This window comes from Gemmatirosa kalamazoonensis (assembly GCF_000522985.1).
GTDB lineage: Bacteria > Gemmatimonadota > Gemmatimonadetes > Gemmatimonadales > Gemmatimonadaceae > Gemmatirosa > Gemmatirosa kalamazoonensis.
Genome location: NZ_CP007128.1, coordinates 3911559 through 3932535, shown reverse-complemented (window position 1 = coordinate 3932535; position 20977 = coordinate 3911559). Strand labels below are relative to the sequence as shown.

The 20977-nt window shown below is 70.2% G+C and carries 18 protein-coding genes and 1 other RNA gene; 17 read left to right on the top strand and 2 right to left on the bottom strand.

Translation table 11 applies throughout. The features are described 5' to 3' along the window. Window positions 1–4: 4 nt before the first annotated feature. The 14 genes from J421_RS17110 to guaA all read left to right on the top strand — a co-directional run bounded on the left by J421_RS17110 (window position 5) and on the right by guaA (window position 17019). On the top strand, window positions 5–1276 hold the full coding sequence (locus J421_RS17110) for a M16 family metallopeptidase (RefSeq protein ID WP_158508822.1): 1272 nt from the start codon (window positions 5–7) through the stop codon (window positions 1274–1276). A 34-nt stretch (window positions 1277–1310) separates the two neighbouring features. After that, a complete protein-coding gene (gene ald / locus J421_RS17105; protein ID WP_025412398.1) occupies window positions 1311–2444 on the top strand; it encodes an alanine dehydrogenase in 1134 nt (377 codons plus the stop codon). Between the two features lie 340 nt (window positions 2445–2784). Next, complete coding sequence (locus J421_RS17100) at window positions 2785–3822, top strand: rod shape-determining protein (RefSeq protein WP_025412397.1); 1038 nt, start codon at window positions 2785–2787, stop codon at window positions 3820–3822. Between the two features lie 7 nt (window positions 3823–3829). Continuing rightward, the gene (gene mreC, locus J421_RS17095; RefSeq protein WP_025412396.1) at window positions 3830–5068 is read left to right on the top strand and encodes a rod shape-determining protein MreC; all 1239 of its coding nucleotides are present in this window, start codon (window positions 3830–3832) and stop codon (window positions 5066–5068) included. Next, window positions 5065–5553 carry a rod shape-determining protein MreD gene (gene mreD / locus J421_RS17090; RefSeq protein WP_025412395.1) on the top strand — a complete coding sequence of 163 codons (489 nt, stop codon included), beginning with the start codon at window positions 5065–5067 and terminating at the stop codon, window positions 5551–5553. Before mreC ends, mreD begins: the two co-directional genes overlap by 4 nt. Beyond that, window positions 5550–7346, top strand: a complete 1797-nt coding sequence (mrdA, locus tag J421_RS17085) for a penicillin-binding protein 2 (RefSeq protein ID WP_025412394.1) — start codon at window positions 5550–5552, stop codon at window positions 7344–7346. The genes mreD and mrdA overlap by 4 nt, the downstream gene beginning before the upstream one ends. Further along, entirely contained in the window at window positions 7343–8602 is a 1260-nt protein-coding gene (gene rodA / locus J421_RS17080; protein WP_025412393.1) for a rod shape-determining protein RodA, read from the top strand. The genes mrdA and rodA overlap by 4 nt, the downstream gene beginning before the upstream one ends. Before the next feature lie 47 nt (window positions 8603–8649). Next, complete coding sequence (accD, locus tag J421_RS17075) at window positions 8650–9510, top strand: acetyl-CoA carboxylase, carboxyltransferase subunit beta (protein WP_025412392.1); 861 nt, start codon at window positions 8650–8652, stop codon at window positions 9508–9510. Continuing rightward, entirely contained in the window at window positions 9507–10823 is a 1317-nt protein-coding gene (locus J421_RS17070; protein ID WP_104022737.1) for a bifunctional folylpolyglutamate synthase/dihydrofolate synthase, read from the top strand. Before accD ends, J421_RS17070 begins: the two co-directional genes overlap by 4 nt. Before the next feature lie 9 nt (window positions 10824–10832). Further along, complete coding sequence (gene hisS / locus J421_RS17065; protein ID WP_025412390.1) at window positions 10833–12170, top strand: histidine--tRNA ligase; 1338 nt, start codon at window positions 10833–10835, stop codon at window positions 12168–12170. A gap of 37 nt (window positions 12171–12207) precedes the next feature. Then, window positions 12208–13674 (top strand): proline--tRNA ligase, encoded by a 1467-nt coding sequence (gene proS, locus J421_RS17060; RefSeq protein ID WP_025412389.1) that lies wholly within the window; start codon window positions 12208–12210, stop codon window positions 13672–13674. Next, window positions 13656–14966, top strand: a complete 1311-nt coding sequence (gene lysA, locus J421_RS17055; protein WP_025412388.1) for a diaminopimelate decarboxylase — start codon at window positions 13656–13658, stop codon at window positions 14964–14966. The genes proS and lysA overlap by 19 nt, the downstream gene beginning before the upstream one ends. Then, a complete protein-coding gene (locus tag J421_RS17050; protein WP_025412387.1) occupies window positions 14963–15475 on the top strand; it encodes a metallophosphoesterase in 513 nt (170 codons plus the stop codon). Before lysA ends, J421_RS17050 begins: the two co-directional genes overlap by 4 nt. Further along, window positions 15472–17019: a glutamine-hydrolyzing GMP synthase gene (guaA, locus tag J421_RS17045; RefSeq protein WP_025412386.1), complete on the top strand. Its 1548-nt coding sequence runs from the start codon at window positions 15472–15474 to the stop codon at window positions 17017–17019. The genes J421_RS17050 and guaA overlap by 4 nt, the downstream gene beginning before the upstream one ends. A 3-nt stretch (window positions 17020–17022) precedes the next feature. On the opposite strand, the gene J421_RS17040 is transcribed toward guaA, so the two are convergent. Continuing rightward, window positions 17023–17475: a PTS sugar transporter subunit IIA gene (locus J421_RS17040; protein ID WP_025412385.1), complete on the bottom strand. Its 453-nt coding sequence runs from the start codon at window positions 17473–17475 to the stop codon at window positions 17023–17025. 151 nt (window positions 17476–17626) lie between these two features. On the opposite strand from J421_RS17040, the gene dusB reads away from it, so the two are divergent. From dusB to ssrA, 3 genes are all read left to right on the top strand, one after another. Then, window positions 17627–18667 (top strand): tRNA dihydrouridine synthase DusB, encoded by a 1041-nt coding sequence (dusB, locus tag J421_RS17035; protein WP_025412384.1) that lies wholly within the window; start codon window positions 17627–17629, stop codon window positions 18665–18667. After that, a complete protein-coding gene (larB, locus tag J421_RS17030) occupies window positions 18664–19428 on the top strand; it encodes a nickel pincer cofactor biosynthesis protein LarB (RefSeq protein ID WP_025412383.1) in 765 nt (254 codons plus the stop codon). Before dusB ends, larB begins: the two co-directional genes overlap by 4 nt. 102 nt (window positions 19429–19530) lie before the next feature. Next, window positions 19531–19889: a transfer-messenger RNA gene (ssrA, locus tag J421_RS17025) on the top strand. Between the two features lie 70 nt (window positions 19890–19959). On the opposite strand, the gene J421_RS17020 is transcribed toward ssrA, so the two are convergent. After that, the gene (locus J421_RS17020) at window positions 19960–20964 is read right to left on the bottom strand and encodes a hypothetical protein (protein ID WP_025412382.1); all 1005 of its coding nucleotides are present in this window, start codon (window positions 20962–20964) and stop codon (window positions 19960–19962) included. Window positions 20965–20977: the final 13 nt, after the last annotated feature.

The following is a 20977-nucleotide window of genomic DNA, read 5'->3' as shown; positions in this document are numbered from 1 at the left end:
CCTGGTGACCCCGCCCGTCGGCTTCGACGTGGCGGGGCTCCGCCGCACGACGCTCGACAACGGACTGACCGTGCTCTCGGAAGAGATTCCGGGCGTGCGGTCGGTTGCGTTCGGGGCCTTCGTGCAGGCGGGATCGATTCACGAGCCGCGCGAGCGCATGGGCGTCTCGCACCTGCTCGAGCACATGGTGTTCAAGGGCACGCCGACGCGCACCGCGCGCCAGCTCTCGCTCGAGGTGGAGACGTTAGGCGGGTCGCTCGACGCGTACACGACGCGCGAGTACACGTCGTACCAGGCGCGCGTGCTCGACGAGCATCTCGACGTGGCGACCGACGTCATCGCGGACCTCGTGTTCCGGCCGCTGCTCCGTGACGCCGACCTCGCGCTCGAGCGCAACGTCGTGATCGAGGAGATCGGGATGGTGGAGGACACCCCCGACGACCTCGTGTTCGAGCTGCACAACGAGCTGCTGTGGGGATCGCACCCGTACGGCCACGCGATCCTCGGCACGCGCGAGACGGTCGGCGCGTTAGGCACCGCGGAGCTGCGCGCGCTGCACGAGCGCGCGTATCATCCGGGGCGCGTGGTGGTCGCGGCGGCCGGGCGCGTGGAGCACGACCGGCTCGTCGAGTCGCTCGTGCGCTCCGGGTGGGACCGCGAGCCGCGACGCGACGCCACGCCGCTCGCGACGTGTCCGCCGACGCCGCAGGCGCCGGCGTACCGCCACGAGCCGGATCGCGAGCTGACGCAGACGCACGTCGTGTTCGGCTCGACGACGGTGCCCCACGCCGATCCGCGACGCTACGCGCTGTCGCTCGTGAGCATGCTGCTCGGCGGCGGCATGAGCTCGCGGCTGTTCCAGAAGGTGCGCGAGGAGCAGGGGCTCGCGTACGCCGTCCACACGTTCCAGAGCTTCCACGTCGACACCGGGCTGCACGGCGTGTACGTCGCGTCCGCGCCGGAGACGGCGCGGCGCGCGGCCGACTCGGTGCGCGAGGAGCTCGCGCGGCTCGCGAGCGAGTCGCTGCCCGACGAGGAGCTCGAGGCGGGGAAGCGACAGCTGAAGGGCCAGATCACGCTGTCGCTCGAGAGCGTGACGAACCGGATGTACCGCGCCGCGGGCGTGGAGCTGTTCGGCGAGCCGTTCCGCACGCTCGACGACGCGCTCGCGCTCGTGGAACGAATCAACCCGGAGGACGTGCGCGACGTGTGCGCGGCGTTCTTCGCCCCCGAGCAGCAGACGGTGCTCAGCCTCGGCCCCAAAGCCGTCGGCTGAGCGCGACCATCACTCTCAACGAACCTTCCGAGCCATGCTCATCGGCGTTCCGAAGGAGATCAAGACGAACGAGAATCGCGTGGCCCTCGTGCCGGCCGGCGCCGAGGCGCTCGTCGCGAACGGGCACCGCGTGATCGTGGAGACCGGCGCCGGCGACGGCAGCGGCTTCACCGACGCGGACTACACGGCGGTCGGCGTGGAGATCGCGCCCGACGCGGACGCGGTGTGGGCCGCGGCCGACATGATCATGAAGGTGAAGGAGCCGATCGAGCCCGAATGGAAGCGCATGCGCGCCGGGCAGACGGTCTTCACGTACTTTCACTTCGCCGCCGACGAGCGGCTGACGCGCGCGCACCTCGAGAGCGGCGCGACGTGCATCGCGTACGAGACGGTGGAGCTGCCCACGGGCGAGCTGCCGCTCCTCACGCCGATGTCCGAGGTCGCCGGTCGCATGGCAGTGCAGGAGGGGGCGAAGTACCTCGAGAAGCTGTACGGCGGCCGCGGCGTGCTGCTCGGCGGCGTGCCGGGCGTGCCACCGGCCAAGGTCGTGATCCTCGGCGGGGGCATCGTCGGCATCAACGCCGCGAAGATGGCGGCCGGCATGGGCGCCAAGGTCGTGGTGCTCGACGTGAACCTCGACCGCCTGCGCTACCTATCCGACGTGATGCCGGCGAACGTGCAGCTGATCTACTCGAACCGGCAGAACATCCTCGAGCAGATCTCGACGGCGGACCTGGTGGTGGGTGCGGTCCTCATTCCCGGCGCGAAGGCGCCGAAGCTCGTGCGCCGCGAGGACATCAAGAAGATGCACCCGGGCGCCGTGATCGTGGACGTCGCGGTGGACCAGGGCGGCTGCATCGAGACGATCCACGCGACGACGCACGAGAACCCGACGTACGTCATCGACGGCGTGATCCACTACGGCGTGGCGAACATGCCGGGCGGTGTGCCGCGTACGTCGACGCTCGCGCTGACCAACGCCACGCTGCCCTACGCGCTGCAGCTCGCGAACAAGGGATGGCGCCGCGCACTGCGCGAGAACCCGGCGCTGCTGAAGGGGCTCAACGCGGTGGACGGCCGGGTGACGTACCCCGGGGTAGCCGACGCCTTCGGTCTGGAGTACACGGATCCGTCAGAGATGCTCGGCGAGCCGGCGCTCGCTCGCTGACGGGAGAACCGGCGACGGGCCGCACGGCGCGGCCCCGAACCTGCACGGCGGCGCGCCTGCGACGCGCGGCGCCTCGCACGGTGGGCCGGCGAGTGTGCGCGTGGGCGCGACGAGGCCCACGCGCACTTTTTTTTCAGTCGCCGCGACGCAGCGGCGCAACGTTCGAGACCGACGGCCGAGAGTGATGTGACGCGTTCGGGAGATGGTCGTAGGTGTAGGCAGGACGCAGACTTCTGCTTGAATGGGCACTATCTGCCGGCTAGACTTCGCGCCGGCGGACCTCCCCGCGACTCGACTCGCTGAGCCTCGTACGTTCGCCGAGTCCGACCTACTGAGACAGATGCGCTGGCCTTTCACGAAGGCGGGGTCGCTGTTCCCCGCGAATGCGATCGCCGTCGACCTCGGCACCGCGAACACGCTGATCTACGTCAAGGGCGAAGGGATCGTCCTGAACGAGCCGTCGGTCGTCGCGATCGATCGCGAGACAAAGAAGATGAAGGGCGTCGGCCTCGAGGCGAAGCGCATGCTCGGCCGCACGCCCGAAGGCATCATCGCCGTCCGGCCGCTGAAGGATGGCGTGATCGCCGACTTCGACGTCACGGAGAAGATGCTCCGCTACTTCCTCACGCTCGTCATCGACAAGCACGTCTTCAAGGTGAAGCCGCGCGTAATCGTGTGCGTGCCGTCGGGGATCACCGAGGTGGAGAAGCGCGCGGTGCGCGACTCCGCGATGGGCGCCGGCGCGAAGGAGGTCTTCATGGTCTCCGAGCCGATGGCCGCGGCGATCGGCGTCGGGCTGCCGGTGGAGAGTCCGACCGGCAACATGGTGATCGACATCGGCGGCGGCACCACGGAGATCGCCGTCATCGCGCTGAGCGGCATCGTGAGCGACACGTCGATCCGCACGGGCGGCGACGAGCTCGACATCTCGATCGTGCAGTTCATGCGCAAGAACTACAACCTCCTCATCGGCGAGCCGACGGCGGAGCAGATCAAGATCACGATCGGCTCGGCCTACCCGACCGGCGACGAGCGGGAGATGGAGGTGAAGGGGCGCGACCTCGTCTCGGGCATCCCGAAGACGGTGCGCGTGCACTCGAGCGAGATCCGCGAGGCGATCCAGGAGCCGATCCAGCAGATCGTCGACGCCGTGCGCCGCGCGCTCGAGATCACGCCCCCGGAGCTCGCGTCGGACATCGTGGACCGCGGCATCGTGATGACCGGCGGCGGGGCGCTGATCCGCGGGCTCGACATGATGCTGAGCCAGGAGACCGGGCTGCCGATCCACGTCGACGACGACCCCCTCACCTGCGTGGTCCGCGGTACCGGCCGTATCTTGGACGACGAGGAGAAGTACTGGTCGGTCCTGACGACCTGAGGCCGCGATGGCGACGAGAGCTTCGCGCGTAGGCAGCGTCATCGACAACGCGCTGCTCGGTACCTGCTTCCTGGGGTCGCTCATCCTGCTGTTCCTGCCGGTGCAGCTGCGCGATCGCTCCGCGGCTGCCCTCCGGCGGACGATCGTCGCACCGTTCGCCGAGCTGCAGCGACGGGCCGAGCTGATGCGCGCGGCGTTCGTCTCGTACGACGAGCGGATGGATCGGCTCGCGCAGATCACGCGGCTCCAGATCGAGTACTCGGCCGTGCGGAGCGAGAACGAGCGGCTCCGGAAAACGCTCTCCCTCGGATCGCGGCTGAGCTGGGGTTTCGTGGCCGCCGAGGCGACGCCGGCGCAGCTCGAGAGCGACCTCGTGTCGCGGCAGATCCTGCAGACGTTCAGCGTCACGGCGGGGTCGCGGGCCGGCATCCAGCCGTTCACGCCGGTCATCAACGCCGACGGGCTGGTCGGCATGGTGCAGACGGCCGACGCCTCGTCGTCGATCGCGATCTCGTACGCGCATCCGGACTTCCGCGTGAGCGCGACGACGCCGAACGACTCGGCGTTCGGGGTGGTGCAGGCGCGGCTCGGCTCGGGCAAGGAGCTCGGCCTGCTGGAGATGCGCGGCGTGCCGTTCCGCTCCCCGCTGAAGGCGGGACAGCTCATCATCAGCTCGGGGCTCGGCGGCACCTATCCGCGCGGCATCCCGGTCGGTACGGTCATCCGCGAGGTCTCGACGCCGGAGAAGTGGGCGCGGACGTACCTGCTGCAGCCGGCGGCGTCGCTCGCGAACCTCGGCCCGGTCTTCATGCTGCTGAAGAAGCGGTCGGACGAGGGCGTGACGACGATCTGGATGAGCCAGGCCTCGGCCGACTCGGCGGCCCGCGCGATCGCGGCCGGCGGCGACTCGCTCGCCCGGGTCGCGGCCGAGCAGGAGATGGCCGCCCGACGGGCCGCGCTCGACTCGCTCGGTCGTGAGCAGGCGCGCGCCGACTCGGCCGCCGCGCCGCGCCCGGTGCCGCCGCAGACGACGCCCGCCGCGACTCCGCCGTCGGCCGCGCCGCGCCCGGCCGCCGCCGCGCCCTCGGCGGCGCCGCCGCGCCCGACGACGACCACCACGCCCACGTCGACGACGCCGGCGCCACGGCCGGCGACCGCGGACACCGCGGGCCGCACCGCCAGGCCCACCGTGCCGCGGCCCACGGTGCCGCGGCCCACGGTACCCGTGCCCGGGGCCCACCTGTGAGCTTCGGCGCCGGTCTGCGGGTCGCGCTCGCGTTCGTCGCGCTCGTGCTGCTGCACTACACGCTGCGCCCGCTGCTCGGCTGGCGCGCGCCGATCGACTTCCTGGTGATCGCGGTGCTGCTCGTGGCGGTACGCATGCGCCCCGGGCTGGCCGCGGTGCTCGGCTTCATCATCGGGCTCGCGTCCGATGCGCTGACGCCGTCCGCGTTCGGGAGTGGGGCGCTCGGCATGAGCGTCGTCGCGTATCTGGCGTCGTGGCTGAAGGCGGTGTTCTTCGCCGACAACATCGCGCTCAGCGCGATGTTCTTCTTCGTCGGCAAGTGGACCTTCGATGCGTTGTACCTGGTATCAGAGCGGCGCCTGCAGGGTCCCGAGCTGGTGATGCAGCTGCTGCTCTGGTCCCCGCTCGCCGCGACGGTGACCGCGCTGTCCGGCGTGCTCCTATTGCTGTTGCTGCGGCCACTGCTGGGCCGCTCTCCGGGATGAGCTTCCATCCGAACGACATCGCCCGCCGCTCGCGGGGCGCCAGGGTTCTCCTCGTGGCGTCGTTCGTCCTGCTCGGCAGCGCGTTCTATCGCGCACAGGTGCTGCACCACGCCGAGTACGTCATGCAGTCCGAGGAGAACCGGCTGCGGGAGGTCCCGCTTCCCGCGCCGCGCGGGATCATCTACGACCGCAACGGCAAGGTCATCGCCGAGAACCTCCCGGGCTACACGGTCTCGGTGCTGTCGCCGAGCCCGGACTCGCTGCGCGAGACGCTGCGCCGCCTGAACGCGGTGATCCCGTTCACGGACGACGACATCGCGACCGCGGTGCGCCGCTTCAACCGCGCCCCCAACCGGCCCGCCGTCATTCTCGCCGACGCGAACTTCGCGCAGGTCTCGGTGCTCGAGGAGCACCGCACGGAGTTCCCGAGCCTCATCATCCAGAGCACGCCGAAGCGCTGGTACCCGGACGGCCCGTCCGTCGCGTCGATCATCGGCTACACGGGCGAGATCTCCGAGGCCGAGCTGACGAAGCCGGAGTTCAGCGCGTACAAGGCGGGCATGCGCATCGGGAAGGGCGGCCTGGAGCGGCAGTACGAGAACGTGCTGCGCGGCCGCGAGGGCTATCGGTTCGTGGAGGTCGACGCGCGCGGGCGCGTGGTGCGCGAGGCGCCGCGCGACGACCAGCAGCCGGAGGCCGCGCCTGCGCTGTACACGAACATCGACCTCGATCTGCAGAAGCTCACGCAGTCGCTGTTCGGCGACACGCTGCAGGGCGCCGCGGTGGCGATCGATCCGCAGACCGGCGGCGTGCTCGCGCTCGTGTCCGCGCCGAGCTACGACCCGAATCGCTTCACGGGCGGCATCCCGAAGGCGTACTACGACTCGCTGAACACCGACCCGCGCCGTCCGCTGTACAACAAGGCGATCCAGGGTCGCTACGCGCCGGGGTCGACGTTCAAGCTCGCCACGGCCATCGCGGGGCTCGAGAAAGGGCTCGTGAATCTCGACACGCACATGGACCAGCCGTGCACGGGCGGCTTCTCGTTCGGCCGCGGCTACTGGCGCTGCTGGGACAAGCGAGGGCACGGGAACGTGAACCTCGCCCAGGCCATCGAGAAGTCGTGCGACGTCTACTTCTACCAGCTCGGCCTCAAGCTGCAGCTGTCGGAGCTCGTGGCGGGCGGGCTGCGCCTGCACATGAACGACCGCACGGGGATCGACCTGCCGAGCGAGATGCGGCCGCTGTTCCCCTCCGACCCGCGCGAGTACTTCCGGAAGAAGTACGGGCGCAACTTCGTCCCCGCGTCGACGGCGATCAACATGTCGATCGGCCAGGGCGAGAACGCGCAGACGGTGATCAACATGGCGCGCTTCTACGCCGCGCTCGCGAACGACGGCATCATGCCGCGTCCGACGATCGCGCGGCTGCAGTCGCCGCGGCAGCGCGTGTACAACCTGCCGCCGGACCAGCTCGCGGGCATCCGTAAGGCGCTCGCCGGCGTCGTGTCGGAGCGCGGGACCGCGGCCGGCGCGGCGATCCAGGGCGTGGCGATCGCGGGCAAGACGGGCACGGCGCAGAGCGGCCAGTTCGATCCGGCCACCGGCAAGGAGCTGAACCACGCGTGGTTCACGGGCTTCGCGCCGGCGGACAAGCCGCGCATCGTGGTCGCGGTGATGCTGGAGAAGGTGCCCTTCCACGGCTCGGTCTCGGCACGCATCGCGTCGCAGATGATCAGCTTCTACCTCAAGGCGCAGGCGACCGTCGACGAAGCGGTCACGAACGGCGGATGAGGCACCGTCTGCAGGCGGCCGACTGGCCGCTCGTCGTGTGCGCGCTGCTGCTGTCGGTCTACGGCATCGCGATGGTGTACTCCGCGGGCCAGGTCGACCCGAGCGTGATGAACGCATTCGTCGCCGGCGCGTGGAAGCGGCAGCTCGTGTGGTTCGTCATCGCGTTAGGCGGCGCGTACACCGTGTCGCGCGCGTCGACGCGGCTGCTGGAATGGATCGCGTGGCCCGGCTACCTGTTCGGGCTGTTCCTGCTCGCGGTGACGCTGGTGTTCGGCTCCGGCGCCGGGACCGCGGCGAGCATGAAGGGGTGGCTCACGATCGCCGGGCACCGCCTCGGCCAGCCGGCGGAGCTCGCGAAGCCGCTCACGGCGCTGATGCTCGCGCGCGTGCTCGCGCAACGCGGCGAGGAGCCGAAGTCGCTGCTCGACCTGTGGAAGCCCGCGGTGGTCGTGTTCGTGCCGTGGCTGCTCATCATGGCGCAGCCGGACCTCGGCTCCGGCATGGTGCTCATCGGCATCCTGTTCGCCATGCTGTTCTGGGCCGGCGTGCCGTGGCCGATGCTCGTGCTGCTCGCGAGCCCGGTGGTGAGCCTGCTGCTCTCGTTCAGTCCGACGTTCTGGGGGACGTGGTTCCTCCTGCTGCTCGCGCTGCTGTTCTGGTACAAGCCGTACCTGGCCGAGGGTGTGACGCTCGTCGTGGCGAACGTGTTCATGGGCGTGCTCGCGCCGCTCGTGTGGGACAAGCTGAAGCCGTACCAGCAGCGGCGCCTGCTCGTCTTTCTCGATCCGCAGAACGATCCGCGCGCGTCGGGCTACCACGTGATCCAGTCGCAGGTGGCGATCGGCTCGGGCGGGTGGTTCGGGAAGGGGTGGACGCTCGGCTCGCAGAAGCGGCTGGCGTTCCTCCCCGCGCAGCACACCGACTTCATCTTCGCCGTCGTGGGCGAGGAGATGGGGTTCATCGGCGTGTCGATCGCGCTCGCGCTGTTCCTCGTGCTGCTGCTGCGCTGCACGCGCATCGCGTCGCGCGCCACGGACTCGTTCAGCTCCCTCGCCGCGTTCGGGCTGGCCGCGAGCTGGTTCGTCCACGTCATGGTGAACGTGGGCATGACGCTGAACCTGATGCCGATCACCGGCATCCCGCTGCCGTTCTTCTCCTACGGCGGCTCGTTCATGCTGATCTCGTGGCTGGCGATCGGGGCGCTGGTGCGGTTCTCCGCGGAGGGAAGGGGTCGCGGCGAGCATTTGGCGATCTAGATCACAGGGGTGCCGTCTGAGGCCGCCTGGCGACAGATTTCACCCCCATGGCCTGGTTCCGGAAAGACAAGAAGCCTCGCGTCCCGCGGCGCGAGCGTCTCGAGATCCCACCCGATGCCTGGGAGAAGTGCGAGGCGTGCGGACACACGGACATCCGGGAGAAGTTCGTCCGGAACCTGAACGTCTGCCCGGTCTGTGAGTACCACCGCCGCGTCCGGGCCATCGAGTACGTCAACATCCTCCTGGACGAGAACTGGGAGGAGACCGACGACGACGTCCGCTCCGTGGACCCGCTCGGCTTCCCCGAGTACCCGCAGCGCCTGAAGAAGGCGAACACGAACGCGGGCGACGGCGACGCGATCATCACCGCCTCCGGGTCGATCGGCGGCATCCCGGCGAACCTCGGGGTGATGGACTTCGCGTTCATGGGCGGCTCGATGGGCTCCGTGGTCGGCGAGAAGATCGCCCGCGCGGGACAGCGCTCGCTCGAGAAGAAGCACCCGCTCATCCTCATCTCGGCGTCGGGCGGCGCGCGCATGCAGGAGGGGGTGCTCTCGCTCATGCAGATGGCGAAGGCGTCCGCCGTGCTGTCGCAGCTGGCCGAGCGACGCGTGCCGTACGTGTCGATCCTCACGAACCCCACCACGGGCGGCGTGAGCGCCAGCTACGCGATGCTGGGCGACATCATCCTGGCCGAGCCGGGCGCCGTGATCGGCTTCGCGGGACCGCGCGTCATCAAGCAGACGCTGGGGCAGGATCTCCCCGAGGGATTCCAGACGGCGGAGTTCCTCCTCGACCACGGCATGCTCGACGACGTGGTGCACCGCCGCGAGCTGAAGGGGACGCTGGAGAAGCTGCTCCGGCACATGTTGGGGCGGCCCGCCGCCGTCGGGGCCGCAGCGTCCTGAGCGCCGGGCAGCTCGCCGCCGTCGCGCCACACGCGACGGGCGCCTACCGGGCAGCGCTGGAGCACCTGTTCGCGCGCACCACCGGGGGCAGCCGCTACGGTCTGGAGCGGACGCGGGCGCTGCTCGCCACGCTCGGCGACCCGCATCTCGCGTTGCCCGTGCTGCACGTCGCCGGCACGAACGGGAAGGGGAGCACGGTGGCGACGCTCGACGCGCTGCTGCGCGCGCGGGGGCTGCGCGCGGGCCGCTACACGTCGCCGCACCTCGTCGACTTCCGCGAGCGCATCGTGGTCGACGACCGGCCGATCACCGAGGACGAGGTCGTGGCGTTCGTGCACGCGCACACGGCGAACGCGGAGCGCATCGGATCCACGTTCTTCGAGTTCACGACGGCGATGGCGTTCGACCACTTCGCGCGCGCCGGCGCCGACGTCGTGGTGGCGGAGACGGGGCTCGGCGGCCGTCTCGATTCGACCAACGTCGTGCAGCCGCTCGTGTCGGCCGTCACGTCGATCGGGCTCGATCACACGGAGCTGCTCGGCGACACGCTCGACGCGATCGCGCGCGAGAAGGCCGGCGTGTTCAAGGCGGGACGACCGGCGGTCGTCGGCGAGCGCGACGCCACCATCCGGCACACGCTCGCCGCGCTCGGCGAAGCCGTGGGCGCTGCTCCCGTGCGCGTGATCGCCGACGAGACGACGCTGTCCGACGTGGCCGTCACGCCGGACGGGACGCGCTTCACGATCGATGGGGCGCTCGGGCGCGGCGCGCTCGCGACGCCGCTGCTCGGCCGCTTCCAGGCGGCGAACACGCTCGTCGCACTCACCATGCTCGATGCGGCGGGCGATGCGTGGCGCCTGCCACTGGACGACGCGGCACGCGCGCTCGGCGCGGTGCGGCTGCCGGGCCGCTTCCAGCGCGTGGGACGCTGGGTGTTCGACGTGGCGCACAACCCGGACGGCGCGCGCGTGCTGGCCGATACGCTGCGTACGGTGTCGCTGCCGCGGCCGCTGTCGGCGCTCGTCGCGGTGCTCGCCGACAAGGACTGGGCGGCGATCCTCACCGAGCTCGCGCCGGTGGTCGACCATCTCGTGCTCACGGCGGCGCCGACCGCGCCGCCGAACCGTGTTTGGGATCCCGCGGAAGCGCAGCGCTTCGCCGCGTCGCGCGGTTGGTCCGCCGAGCTGGTGACGGACTTCGACGCCGCGCTCGCGCGCGCCGCGCAGGATGCGGGAACGACGCTCGTCGCCGGCTCGTTCCACACCGTCGGCGACGCGATGGCGCGCTTGCAGGTCGATCCGCTGGCCCGATAGCTTTTCGCGATGACCGTCAGCAAGCCCCTCCCCGGCTTCCGAGACTTCTTTCCCGCGGAGTTCGCCGAGCGCGCCTACATCGTCAACACGTGGCGGAGCGTGGCGCGCCGCTACGCGTTCGTCGAGTACGACGGTCCGCCGCTCGAGCCGCTCGAGCTGTACACGCGCAAGAGCGGCGAGGAGATCGTCGGACAGCTCTACAACTTCGAGGACAAGGGCGGGCGCGCGGTCGCGATGCGGCCGGAGATGACGCCGACGTTCGCGCGCATGGTGGCGTCCCGGGCGAACGCGCTGCGCAAGCCGGTGCGCTGGTTCTCCGTGCCGCAGCTGTTCCGCTACGAGCGCCAGCAGCGCGGCCGGCTGCGCGAGCACTTCCAGCTCAACGTCGATCTCGTGGGCGAGAGCGACGTGAGCGCCGACGCGGAGCTGCTCGCGGTCGCGATCGACATCATGCGCGCGTTCGGGCTGGCCGAAGGCGACGTCGTCGCGCGCGTGTCCGATCGACGTCTGCTCGCCGCGCTGCTCGCCGGCGTCGGGATCGACGAGGCGCAGCTGCCCGCGGCATACGCCGCGATCGACAAGATCGAGCGCGACCCGCGCGAGGTGCTGCTGGAGCGGTTGGCGAACGCCGGCATCGCGAACGACGTCGGCGAGCGGGTGCTCGACCTCGCGCGCCCGTGGACGATCGAGGACCTGCGCGCCGCGCACCCGCATGCGAGCGAGCACGTCGATCGCATGGAGCGGTATCTCGCGCTGCTCGACGCGCTCGGCGTGCGGAAGTGGGTGAAGCTCGACCTCACCATCGTGCGTGGGCTCGCGTACTACACGGGCATCGTGTTCGAGATCTTCGACCGGCAGGGCGAGTTCCGCGCGATCTGCGGCGGCGGGCGCTACGACACGCTGCTCTCCGCGTTAGGCGGGGTCGATCTCCCGGCGCTCGGCTTCGGCATGGGCGACGTGGTGCTCGGCGAGCTGCTGCGGTCGCGCGGGCTGATGCCGTCGTCGGAGCCGGCGATCCACTACTGGGTGGCATACGACGATCCCGCCCTGCTGCCGATGGCGATGCACACCGCGACGCTGCTCCGTCGACTCGGCTACGCGGTGGAGTACGCGCTGCGCGAGCAGTCGCTGGACAAGCAGCTGAAGGCGGCGCGCTCCGCGGGCGCGGTGGCGGCCGTGCTGCTCAAGCGCGACACGCTGGCGTCGTCGCAGTCGGTGACGCTGCGGCGACTCGCCGACAAGGCGGAGGAGACGCTGACCATGAGCGCGTGGATGGATCAGCTCACCGCCGCGCACGAAGGGCGCCCGCCGGTCGACGGCCTGCAGGGCCCGACCGGGATCGACTGACCGACCACCGTACCGACGAGAGAGAAGCCAGGGTTCCATGGCCGACGACAAGAAGCTCACCCCCCGCGCCACCGACTTCAGCGCCTGGTACAACGAGCTGGTGCTCCGTGCGGAGCTGGCGGACTACTCGCCGGTGCGCGGCTGCATGGTGATCCGACCGAACGGCTACGGGATCTGGGAGCGCATGCAGCGCGCGCTCGACGACATGTTCAAGGCGACCGGGCACGTGAACGCGTACTTCCCGCTGTTCATCCCGGAGAGCTACCTCCACAAGGAGGCGCAGCACGTCGAGGGATTCGCGCCCGAGACGGCGGTCGTCACGCATGGCGGCGGCAAGCAGCTCGAGGAGCCGCTCGTCGTGCGCCCGACCTCGGAGACGATCATCTACTCGATGTTCGCGAAGTGGGTGCAGAGCTACCGCGACCTGCCCCTGCTCTACAACCAGTGGGCGAACGTGGTGCGCTGGGAGATGCGCACGCGCCTATTCCTGCGCACGATGGAGTTCCTCTGGCAGGAGGGGCACACGGCGCACGCCACGCACGACGAGGCGGAGGCCGAAGCGCGGCAGATGCTCGGCGTATACCGCGACTTCATGGAAGGGTGGATGGCGATGCCCGTCGTCACCGGCCAGAAGACGGAGAGCGAGAAGTTCGCCGGCGCGCTGCGCACGTACGCGTGCGAGGCCATGATGCAGGACGGCAAGGCACTGCAGGCGGGCACGTCGCACAACCTCGGGCAGAACTTCGCGAAGGCGTTCGAGCTGAAGTTCCAGAGCGAGAGCGGCACGATCGAGCACGCGTGGAACACGAGCTGGGGCGTCTCCACGCGCATGATCGGCGGGCTCGTGATGACGCACGGTGACGACAACGGCATGGTGACGCCGCCGCTGCTCGCGCCGATCGAGGTCGTCATCATCCCGATCTGGCGCAAGGACGAGGACCGCGCGCAGGTGTTCGAGGCGGCCGACCGGCTGCGCGGCCGGCTGCGCGACTGGGAGCGGCGCGAGCCAGCGCGGCTGCGCGTGCACGTCGACCTGCGCGAGGGGATGACGCCGGGCGCGAAGTACTACGAGTGGGAGACGCGCGGCGTACCGCTGCGGCTCGAGCTCGGGCCGCGCGACATCGCCAGCAATCAGTGCGTGCTCGTCCGGCGCGACACGCGCGCGAAGCAGACGGTGTCGCTCGACACGATCGGCGAGGACATCGAGGAGACGCTCGAGAAGATGCAGACGGATCTGCTCTCGGCGGCGCGCGACCGCATGGACAAGAACTCCTACCGCGGCGACATCACGTACGACCGCTTCAAGGAGATCATGGACGCGGGCGGCTTCGTGTACGCCGGCTGGAACGGCGACCCGAAGGTCGAGGCGCAGGTGAAGGAGGAGACGAAGGCCACCATCCGCGTCATTCCCGACGAGGAGTTCCGCAGCGCCGACGCGCCGACGCGGTGCATGGTGACCGGCGAACCAGCGAAGCACGAGGTCGTGTGGGCCAGGGCGTACTGAGCGCGGCCGCGGTGGGACCGGACTTCGAGCCGGGCTTTTCCTCGCGAGACGGAGAGCTGTACTGCGACGCGGTGCCGGCGGGACACATCGCGGAGGCGGTGGGCACGCCGGCCTACGTGTACAGCGCCGGCGTGGTGCGGCAGCAGTACCGGCGCCTCGACGCGGCGTTGGGCGGCGTGCCGCACCGCGTGCACTACAGCGTGAAGGCGAACTCGAACCTCGCGATCCTGCGCCTGCTGCAGGCCGAGGGCGCGGGCGTCGACATCGTCTCGGGCGGCGAGCTGTATCGCGCGCGCGAGGCCGGATTCGCCGGGCGCGACATCGTGTTCAGCGGCGTCGGCAAGACGGCGCGCGAGCTGGACGAGGCGCTCGCCGAGGGCGTGCTGTTCGTCAACGTCGAGAGCGAGGGCGAGCTCGTGGTGCTCGACGAGGTGGCGCGCGCGCGGGGCATGGTGGCGCCGGTGGCGCTGCGCGTGAACCCCGAGGTGATGGTCGACAGTCCGCACCACTACATCCGCACCGGCGAGAAGGGGCACAAGTTCGGCATCCCGTACGACGACGTGCGCGACGCCGCGCGGCTCACGCGATCACTGCCCAACGTGGAGCTGGTCGGCATCGACATGCACATCGGCTCGCAGCTCTCGAGCTTCGAGCCGTACGCCGACGCGCTCGAGCGCGTCTCGGCGCTCGTCACGCAGCTGCGCGCGGACGACTTCGACCGCATCCGATACCTGGACGTCGGCGGCGGACTCGGCGTCGTGTACCGCGACGAGCCGGCGACGGACGTGGAGCGCTACGCGGAGGGCGTCGCGCGTGCGGCGCGCGCGCTGGACGTGACGCTCGTCCTCGAGCCGGGTCGCTTCCTCGTCGCCGAGGCGGGGCTGCTCCTCACGAAGGTGCTGTACCGCAAGCGGAGCGGCGGCAAGGAGTACGTCATCACCGACGCGGGGATGAACGATCTACTGCGGCCGTCGCACTACGAGGCGTTCCACGAGATCGTCGCCACGCGGCCCCGCGGACATCGCGTGGTGGCGGACGTCGTGGGGCCGGTGTGCGAGAGCGGCGACTTCCTCGCGCGCAACCGCGTGGTGGACGACGCGCGCCCGGGCGACGTGTTGGGCATCCGCACGGCGGGCGCGTACGGCTTCGTGATGGCGTCGAACTACAACTCGCGGCCGCGCCCCGCCGAGGTGCTCGTGGACGGCGACCGCTATGCCGTGGTGACGGAGCGGGAGCGGTACGAGGACCTCGTGCGTCAGGAGCGCGCCGCGCTGGACTGGAGGACCGCGTGAAGATCGGACTGCTCGCCGACACCCACGACCGCCTGCCGGCGATCGCGGAGCTGCTGCACCGCTTCCAACAAGCGGGCGTGACGCTCGTGCTGCACGCCGGCGACTACAGCGCGCCGTTCGCGCTCCGGCCGTTCCGCGAGGCGAGCCTGCCGCTCGCCGGCGTGTTCGGTCGCAACGACGGCGACCGCGAGGGACTGCTCGCCGCGGCGGCGGCGCTGCCGGCCGGGGGCGAGCTGTTCGAGTCGCCGCACAGCTTCACCGTCGACGGACAGACGATCCTCGTCGTGCACGACGTGAGCGACGTGCTGCCGCGCTCCCTCGACGCGCACGCGATCGTCATCCACGGCTGCTCGCACCAGGCCGAGACGCGCACGCGCGGCGAGACGCTGATGGTGAATCCAGGGGAAGGGTGCGGTTGGCTGAGCGGCACGCCGAGCGCGGCGATCCTCGACCTCGCGACGCGCGAGGTACAGCGCGTGACGCTCGACGACTGGGCGAGCCGCTCGTGACACACGACCGCATCCTCATCATCGACTTCGGTTCGCAGTACACGCAGCTCATCGCGCGGCGCGTGCGCGAGGCGCGGGTGTACTCCGAGATCCACCCGCCGACGCGGTCGCTCGAGTGGATCCGCGCGTGGAAGCCGACGGGCATCATCCTGAGCGGCGGGCCGAACTCGGTCTACGACAACGGCGCGCCGTCGACGCCGTCGGGCATCGTGGACGTGGCCCCGGTGCTCGGCGTGTGCTACGGCATGAACCTGCTCGCGCAGCTCCACGGCGCCCGCATCGCCCCCGGCACGCAGCGCGAGTACGGCCGCGCCGAGGTCGAGGTGCTCGAGTCGTCGTCGCTGTTCTCCGGCTTCGGCCGCGGCGAGAAGACGCCGGTGTGGATGAGCCACGGCGACCAGGTGACCGAGCTGCCTAACGATCTCGAGGTGCTCGCGCGCAGCGTGGGCAGTCCGGTGGCCGCGTTCCGCCACCGCGACCGACCGCTGTTCGGCGTGCAGTTCCATCCCGAGGTGGCGCACTCGCCGCGCGGCGGCGAGATCCTCGCCAACTTCCTGTTCGACGTCTGCGGCGCGAAGCCGGACTGGACGCCGGGCGCGTTCATCGACGACGAGGTCGCGAAGATCCGCGCGAAGGTCGGTACTTCGCGCGTGATCTGCGGCCTGTCGGGCGGCGTGGACTCGGCCGTCGCCGCCGCGCTCGTCCACCGCGCGATCGGCGATCAGCTCACGTGCATCTTCGTGGACACCGGGCTGCTGCGGCTGCACGAGCGCGACCAGGTGGAGCGCACCTTCCGCCGCCACCTCGGCATCGACCTCCGCGTGATCGACGCGTCGGACCGCTTCCTCGACGCGCTCGACGGCGTCGAGGATCCGGAGCAGAAGCGGAAGATCATCGGCCACACCTTCATCGACGTGTTCGAGGACGCGTCGGCGTCGGTGGGCGAGGACGTGAAGTTCCTCGTGCAGGGGACGCTCTACCCCGACGTGATCGAGAGCGCGTCGCCGACGGGCGGGCCGAGCGTCACGATCAAGACGCACCACAACGTGGGCGGCCTGAAGCCCGACATGAAGTTCGGGCTCATCGAGCCGCTGCGCGAGCTGTTCAAGGACGAGGTGCGCAACGTCGGGCGCGAGCTCGGGCTGCCGGAGGAGATGGTCGGCCGGCACCCGTTCCCGGGCCCGGGCCTCGCCATCCGCGTGCTCGGCGCCGTGACGCGCGACGCGTTAGGCGTGCTGCGGCAGGCGGACGCGATCTACCTCGAGGAGATCCACGAGGCCGGCCTGTACGACGAGATCTGGCAGGCGTTCGCCGTGCTGCTGCCGGTGCGCAGCGTCGGCGTGATGGGCGACTACCGCACCTACGAGAACGTCGTCGCGCTGCGCGCCGTGACGAGCACCGACGGCATGACCGCCGACTGGTTCCCGTTCCCGCACGACGTCCTCGCGCGCGTGTCGAACCGGATCATCAACGAGGTGCGCGGCGTGAACCGCGTCGTCTACGACGTCAGCTCCAAGCCGCCGGCGACGATCGAGTGGGAGTGACCGTCAGACCCCTTTCTCGCGCAGCAGGTCCATGAACTCGCGCGGCTCGCTGATGGACAGCAGCCGCGTCGGAACGTCGGGCTCCTTGCTGAACTGCGCGATCTTGCCGAGCACCGGCAGGTACTGGTTCGAGACCTCGAGGGGCGGCGCGACGATGAGGAAGAAGAAGTTGACCGGCTTCTCGTCGATGGCCTTGAAGTCCACCCCGTTCGGCTTCCGCCCGAACGCGACGCGCAGCTTGTTGACGACGAGCGAGCGGCAGTGTGGGATGGCGATGCCCCGTCCGATGCCCGTGGACCCGAGGTTCTCCCGCCGCTTCAGCATCTTGAAGAGCATCCCCTCGGACTTGTCGTCGAGCTTCAGGAGCGCGATGAGCTCCTTCAGCACGTCGTCCTTCGTGTCGCCCTCCAGATTCAGCTTGACCGCGTCTTCGGAGAAGAACTCGCGCAGTTCCATCGAGGTCCTCGATCGTCGTGATGGCCCTGGCGGTGGTCGGGTGCGCTACCGTCCGGGCAGAACGTCCGAAACTACCCGGGCGGCCGAGCGCAGGCAAGCGTCGTCTAACTGACTGCGTTGCAGCGAGTTGCCCGTCTCGCTAGGTTGAGGCATGCGCTTCCCGTTCCCCGTCGCCGCCGAGATCCCGCTGTACCTCGCCCCGATGGCCGGCGTGTCGGAGTCGCCGTTCCGGCGCCTCTGCCGTCGCCACGGCGCGGACGTCGTCGTGACGGAGTTCCTGAGCGCCGAAGGGATCCGCCGCGAGAATCCCGCGACGGTGGACAAGCTCCGCTTCGGCGAGGACGAGCGCCCGATCGGCGTGCAGATCTTCGGCGCCGATCCGCAGGCGATGGGCGACGCGGCCGCGTTCGTGACGGACGTGTTCCAGCCGGAGTTCGTCGACATCAACTTCGGCTGCCCGGTGAAGAAGGTCGTGAAGCGCAACGGCGGCTCCGGGTGCCTGAAGGACCTCGGCCTCGTCGCGGACATCATCCGCGCCGTGTCGCGCAGCACGCACCTGCCGGTCACCGTGAAGACGCGCAGCGGGTGGAGCGAGGAGACGCGCGATCCCGTGGGGATCGCACTACACATGCAGGACGCCGGCGCCAAGGCGTTCACGCTGCACGCGCGCACGCGAACGCAGATGTACACGGGGCACGCGCGGTGGGAGGAGATCGCCGCCGTGGTCGACGCGCTGGACGTGCCGGTGATCGGCAACGGCGACATCAAGACGCCCGAGGACGTCGTGCGCATGCAGCGCATGACCGGCTGCGCCGCCGTGATGGTCGGCCGTGGCTCGTTCGGGCAGCCGTGGATCTTCGACCAGGCGAAGGCCCTGCTCCGGGGCGAGCCGATGCCGGCGACGCCCGCCGTGGAGCAGCGCTTCGCGATCGCGCTGGACCACGCGCGCATGGTCGAGGCGTACGAGGTCGATCCGGTCGGCGCGGCGATCGAGTTCCGAAAGCACCTCGGCTGGTACGCGAAGGGGCTCCCGAACTCGGCGGACCTGCGCCGGAAGCTCCACGCCGTGAAATCGTTCGGCGAGGTGGAGGGGATCTTCGGCGACTACCTGACGCGGCTGCAGCGCGGCGACTTCGGCGACGCGCCGACGGGCGCCGACGACTCCTCCGAGCTCGAGTCCGCGGCGGCGTGACGCGCGACGCCGTGCTCGCGCTGCTGCGGCAGGTCGCGACCGGTGCGCTGAGTCCCGAGGCGGTCGTCGAGCGGCTCGCGGCGGCGCCGTTCGAGAGCGTGGGCGAGTTCGCCACGGTCGACCACCACCGGGCGCTGCGCCAGGGATGGCCCGAGGTCGTCTACGGGGAGGGGAAGTCGGCCGAGCAGTGCGTGGCCGTGGCGGAGCGCCTCGTCGAGCGCAGCGCCGGCTTCCTCGTCACCAGAGCGGACTCGGCCGTCCGCTCGGCGCTCGTCGCCCGCTTCCCGTCGGCGGTCGAGAACGCCGTCGGGCGCACGGTGCGGCTGGGCGTCCGCACGAACGGCGCGGCCGCGACGGTCTGCGTCGTGACCGCCGGCACGACCGATCTGCCGGTGGCCGAGGAGTGCGCGGAGACGCTGCTCGCGTGCGGGCTGCGGCCCGAGCGGGTGACGGACGTCGGGGTGGCCGGGGTGCATCGGCTGCTGGCGCGCACCGCGTCCATTCGCCAGGCCGACGCCGTGGTGGTGATCGCGGGCATGGACGGGGCGCTGCCGTCGGTCGTCGGCGGGCTCGTCGCGGGACCCGTGATCGCGGTGCCGACCAGCGTCGGGTACGGCGCCGCGTTCGGCGGGCTCGCGCCGCTGCTGACGATGCTCAACAGCTGCGCGGCCGGGGTCGTCGTCGTGAACATCGACAACGGCTTCGGGGCAGCGATGGCAGCGGCGCGGATGCTCGCCGGTCGGACGTCAGACGCCGCTTGAGGTCGGCGGCCGAACGCGTTGTGGCCGCGGCAGTTGCGTCACGCCCCGAAGTCCATCTCGACGGTTGATTTCGGGGGCGCGGGCGGCTATACTGCATGTCACGGGGGTGACCTGGCTTCGACGGGGTTGGTGAAGCCGTGGTTGCGTGCTCAGGTCCTGAGTCCTGGTGAAACACTCGGGAAATCTCCAACTGCCAACAACAACCTGGCTCTCGCTGCGTAAGGCTTAGGCCTTACCCAGCAGTGCTCACGAGGCAGCCCGCCCGGGGCGGCACGTGAGTAACGCAAATCTGGGCTAGCCCGTCGGTGCGTCTTCCGGCGGCGGGCAAAACTCTAGGAGACTCATTCGACGGTAGGCGGCCTCTCGGCCAGCCGGCGGAGACATCAATCGAGAGGATACGCACGTAGAGACCGTGGTCGATCTAGTCTCGGACAGGGGTTCGACTCCCCTCACCTCCACTCGCCAGACACCGAGGGCCGTCAGCTCAGCGCTGACGGCCCTCGGTGTTTCGGGTCGATCGTCAGGCGTTCGTCAGGCGTGATCGAGCCGGATCCGGCGTCGACGCCGGGACGCCAGCATGGCCATCACCGCGACGCCGCCGGCGACGAGCGGACCCGGAGCGGGCTCGGGGACGCCCGGAAACACGCTGCACGCCGGGTCGGGTGAGGTGTCCACGCTCTTCGTGCCCGGACTCTTGTCGGGCTCCTTCTTCTTGCAGACGTCCGACACGCTCGCGAAGCCGACGATCTGATAGTCGAAGCGCTTCGCGTCGAACGTCTCGGTGCTCCCGTCGGCGAACCCGTAAACGATCTTCGGCTGATCGATCGTGAACTTCCACACGGGCAGCTTGGTCTTTGGGTCCGTGCCGATGCTCAGGTTCGCCTGCGACGCGGTGCCGCCGGTGTACGGCTTGCCGTTCACCGTCGTGGGCGAGTTCCCCGCCTGATCCGTGAACCCGGTGTTCGGTTGGATGTTCGGGTCGACGATGCTGATCCGCGGCGGCTTGGTGAGGTCGAGCTCCAGCCCCCACAGGAAGACCGCGTGGCCGATCATCTCCGGGCCCGACGCCAGGAACAGCACGATCAGCTCCTGGTTCTTCCACTCCTGCACGAGCGTCGCGTAGTCCAGCTGGCGTCGGGAAAACAGCTTGACGTTCGCCGTGTAGCCGCGCGAGTCCAGCGACGTCTGCATCGCCTTCTGGAAGTCCTGCGCGGAGGTCCGACCGGGCGACTTGAAGTCGGGGTCCCAGATCTTGTGGAAGTTCTCCTGCTGCTCGCCGTAGGGCTTCGCGCTCGGCGGCGTGATCCGGCCGACCCGCTCGAGGTACTTCAGCAGATTGACTCCGGCGACGTCGATGCAGCACACGCGCGACGATCCGAACCCGTAGTCGATGGGGTCTCCGGTGAGCTCGTCCTGCGCGGGGAGCGGAATCGCGACGAGACACGCGATGCCGACGAGGAGCGCCCTCCGGATTCCGCGGTGCGGAGGTGCGCTGCGCGGGGGTGCGCTGTGCGGTGGATCTCGACGACGGCCCATGCGAGCCTCCTTG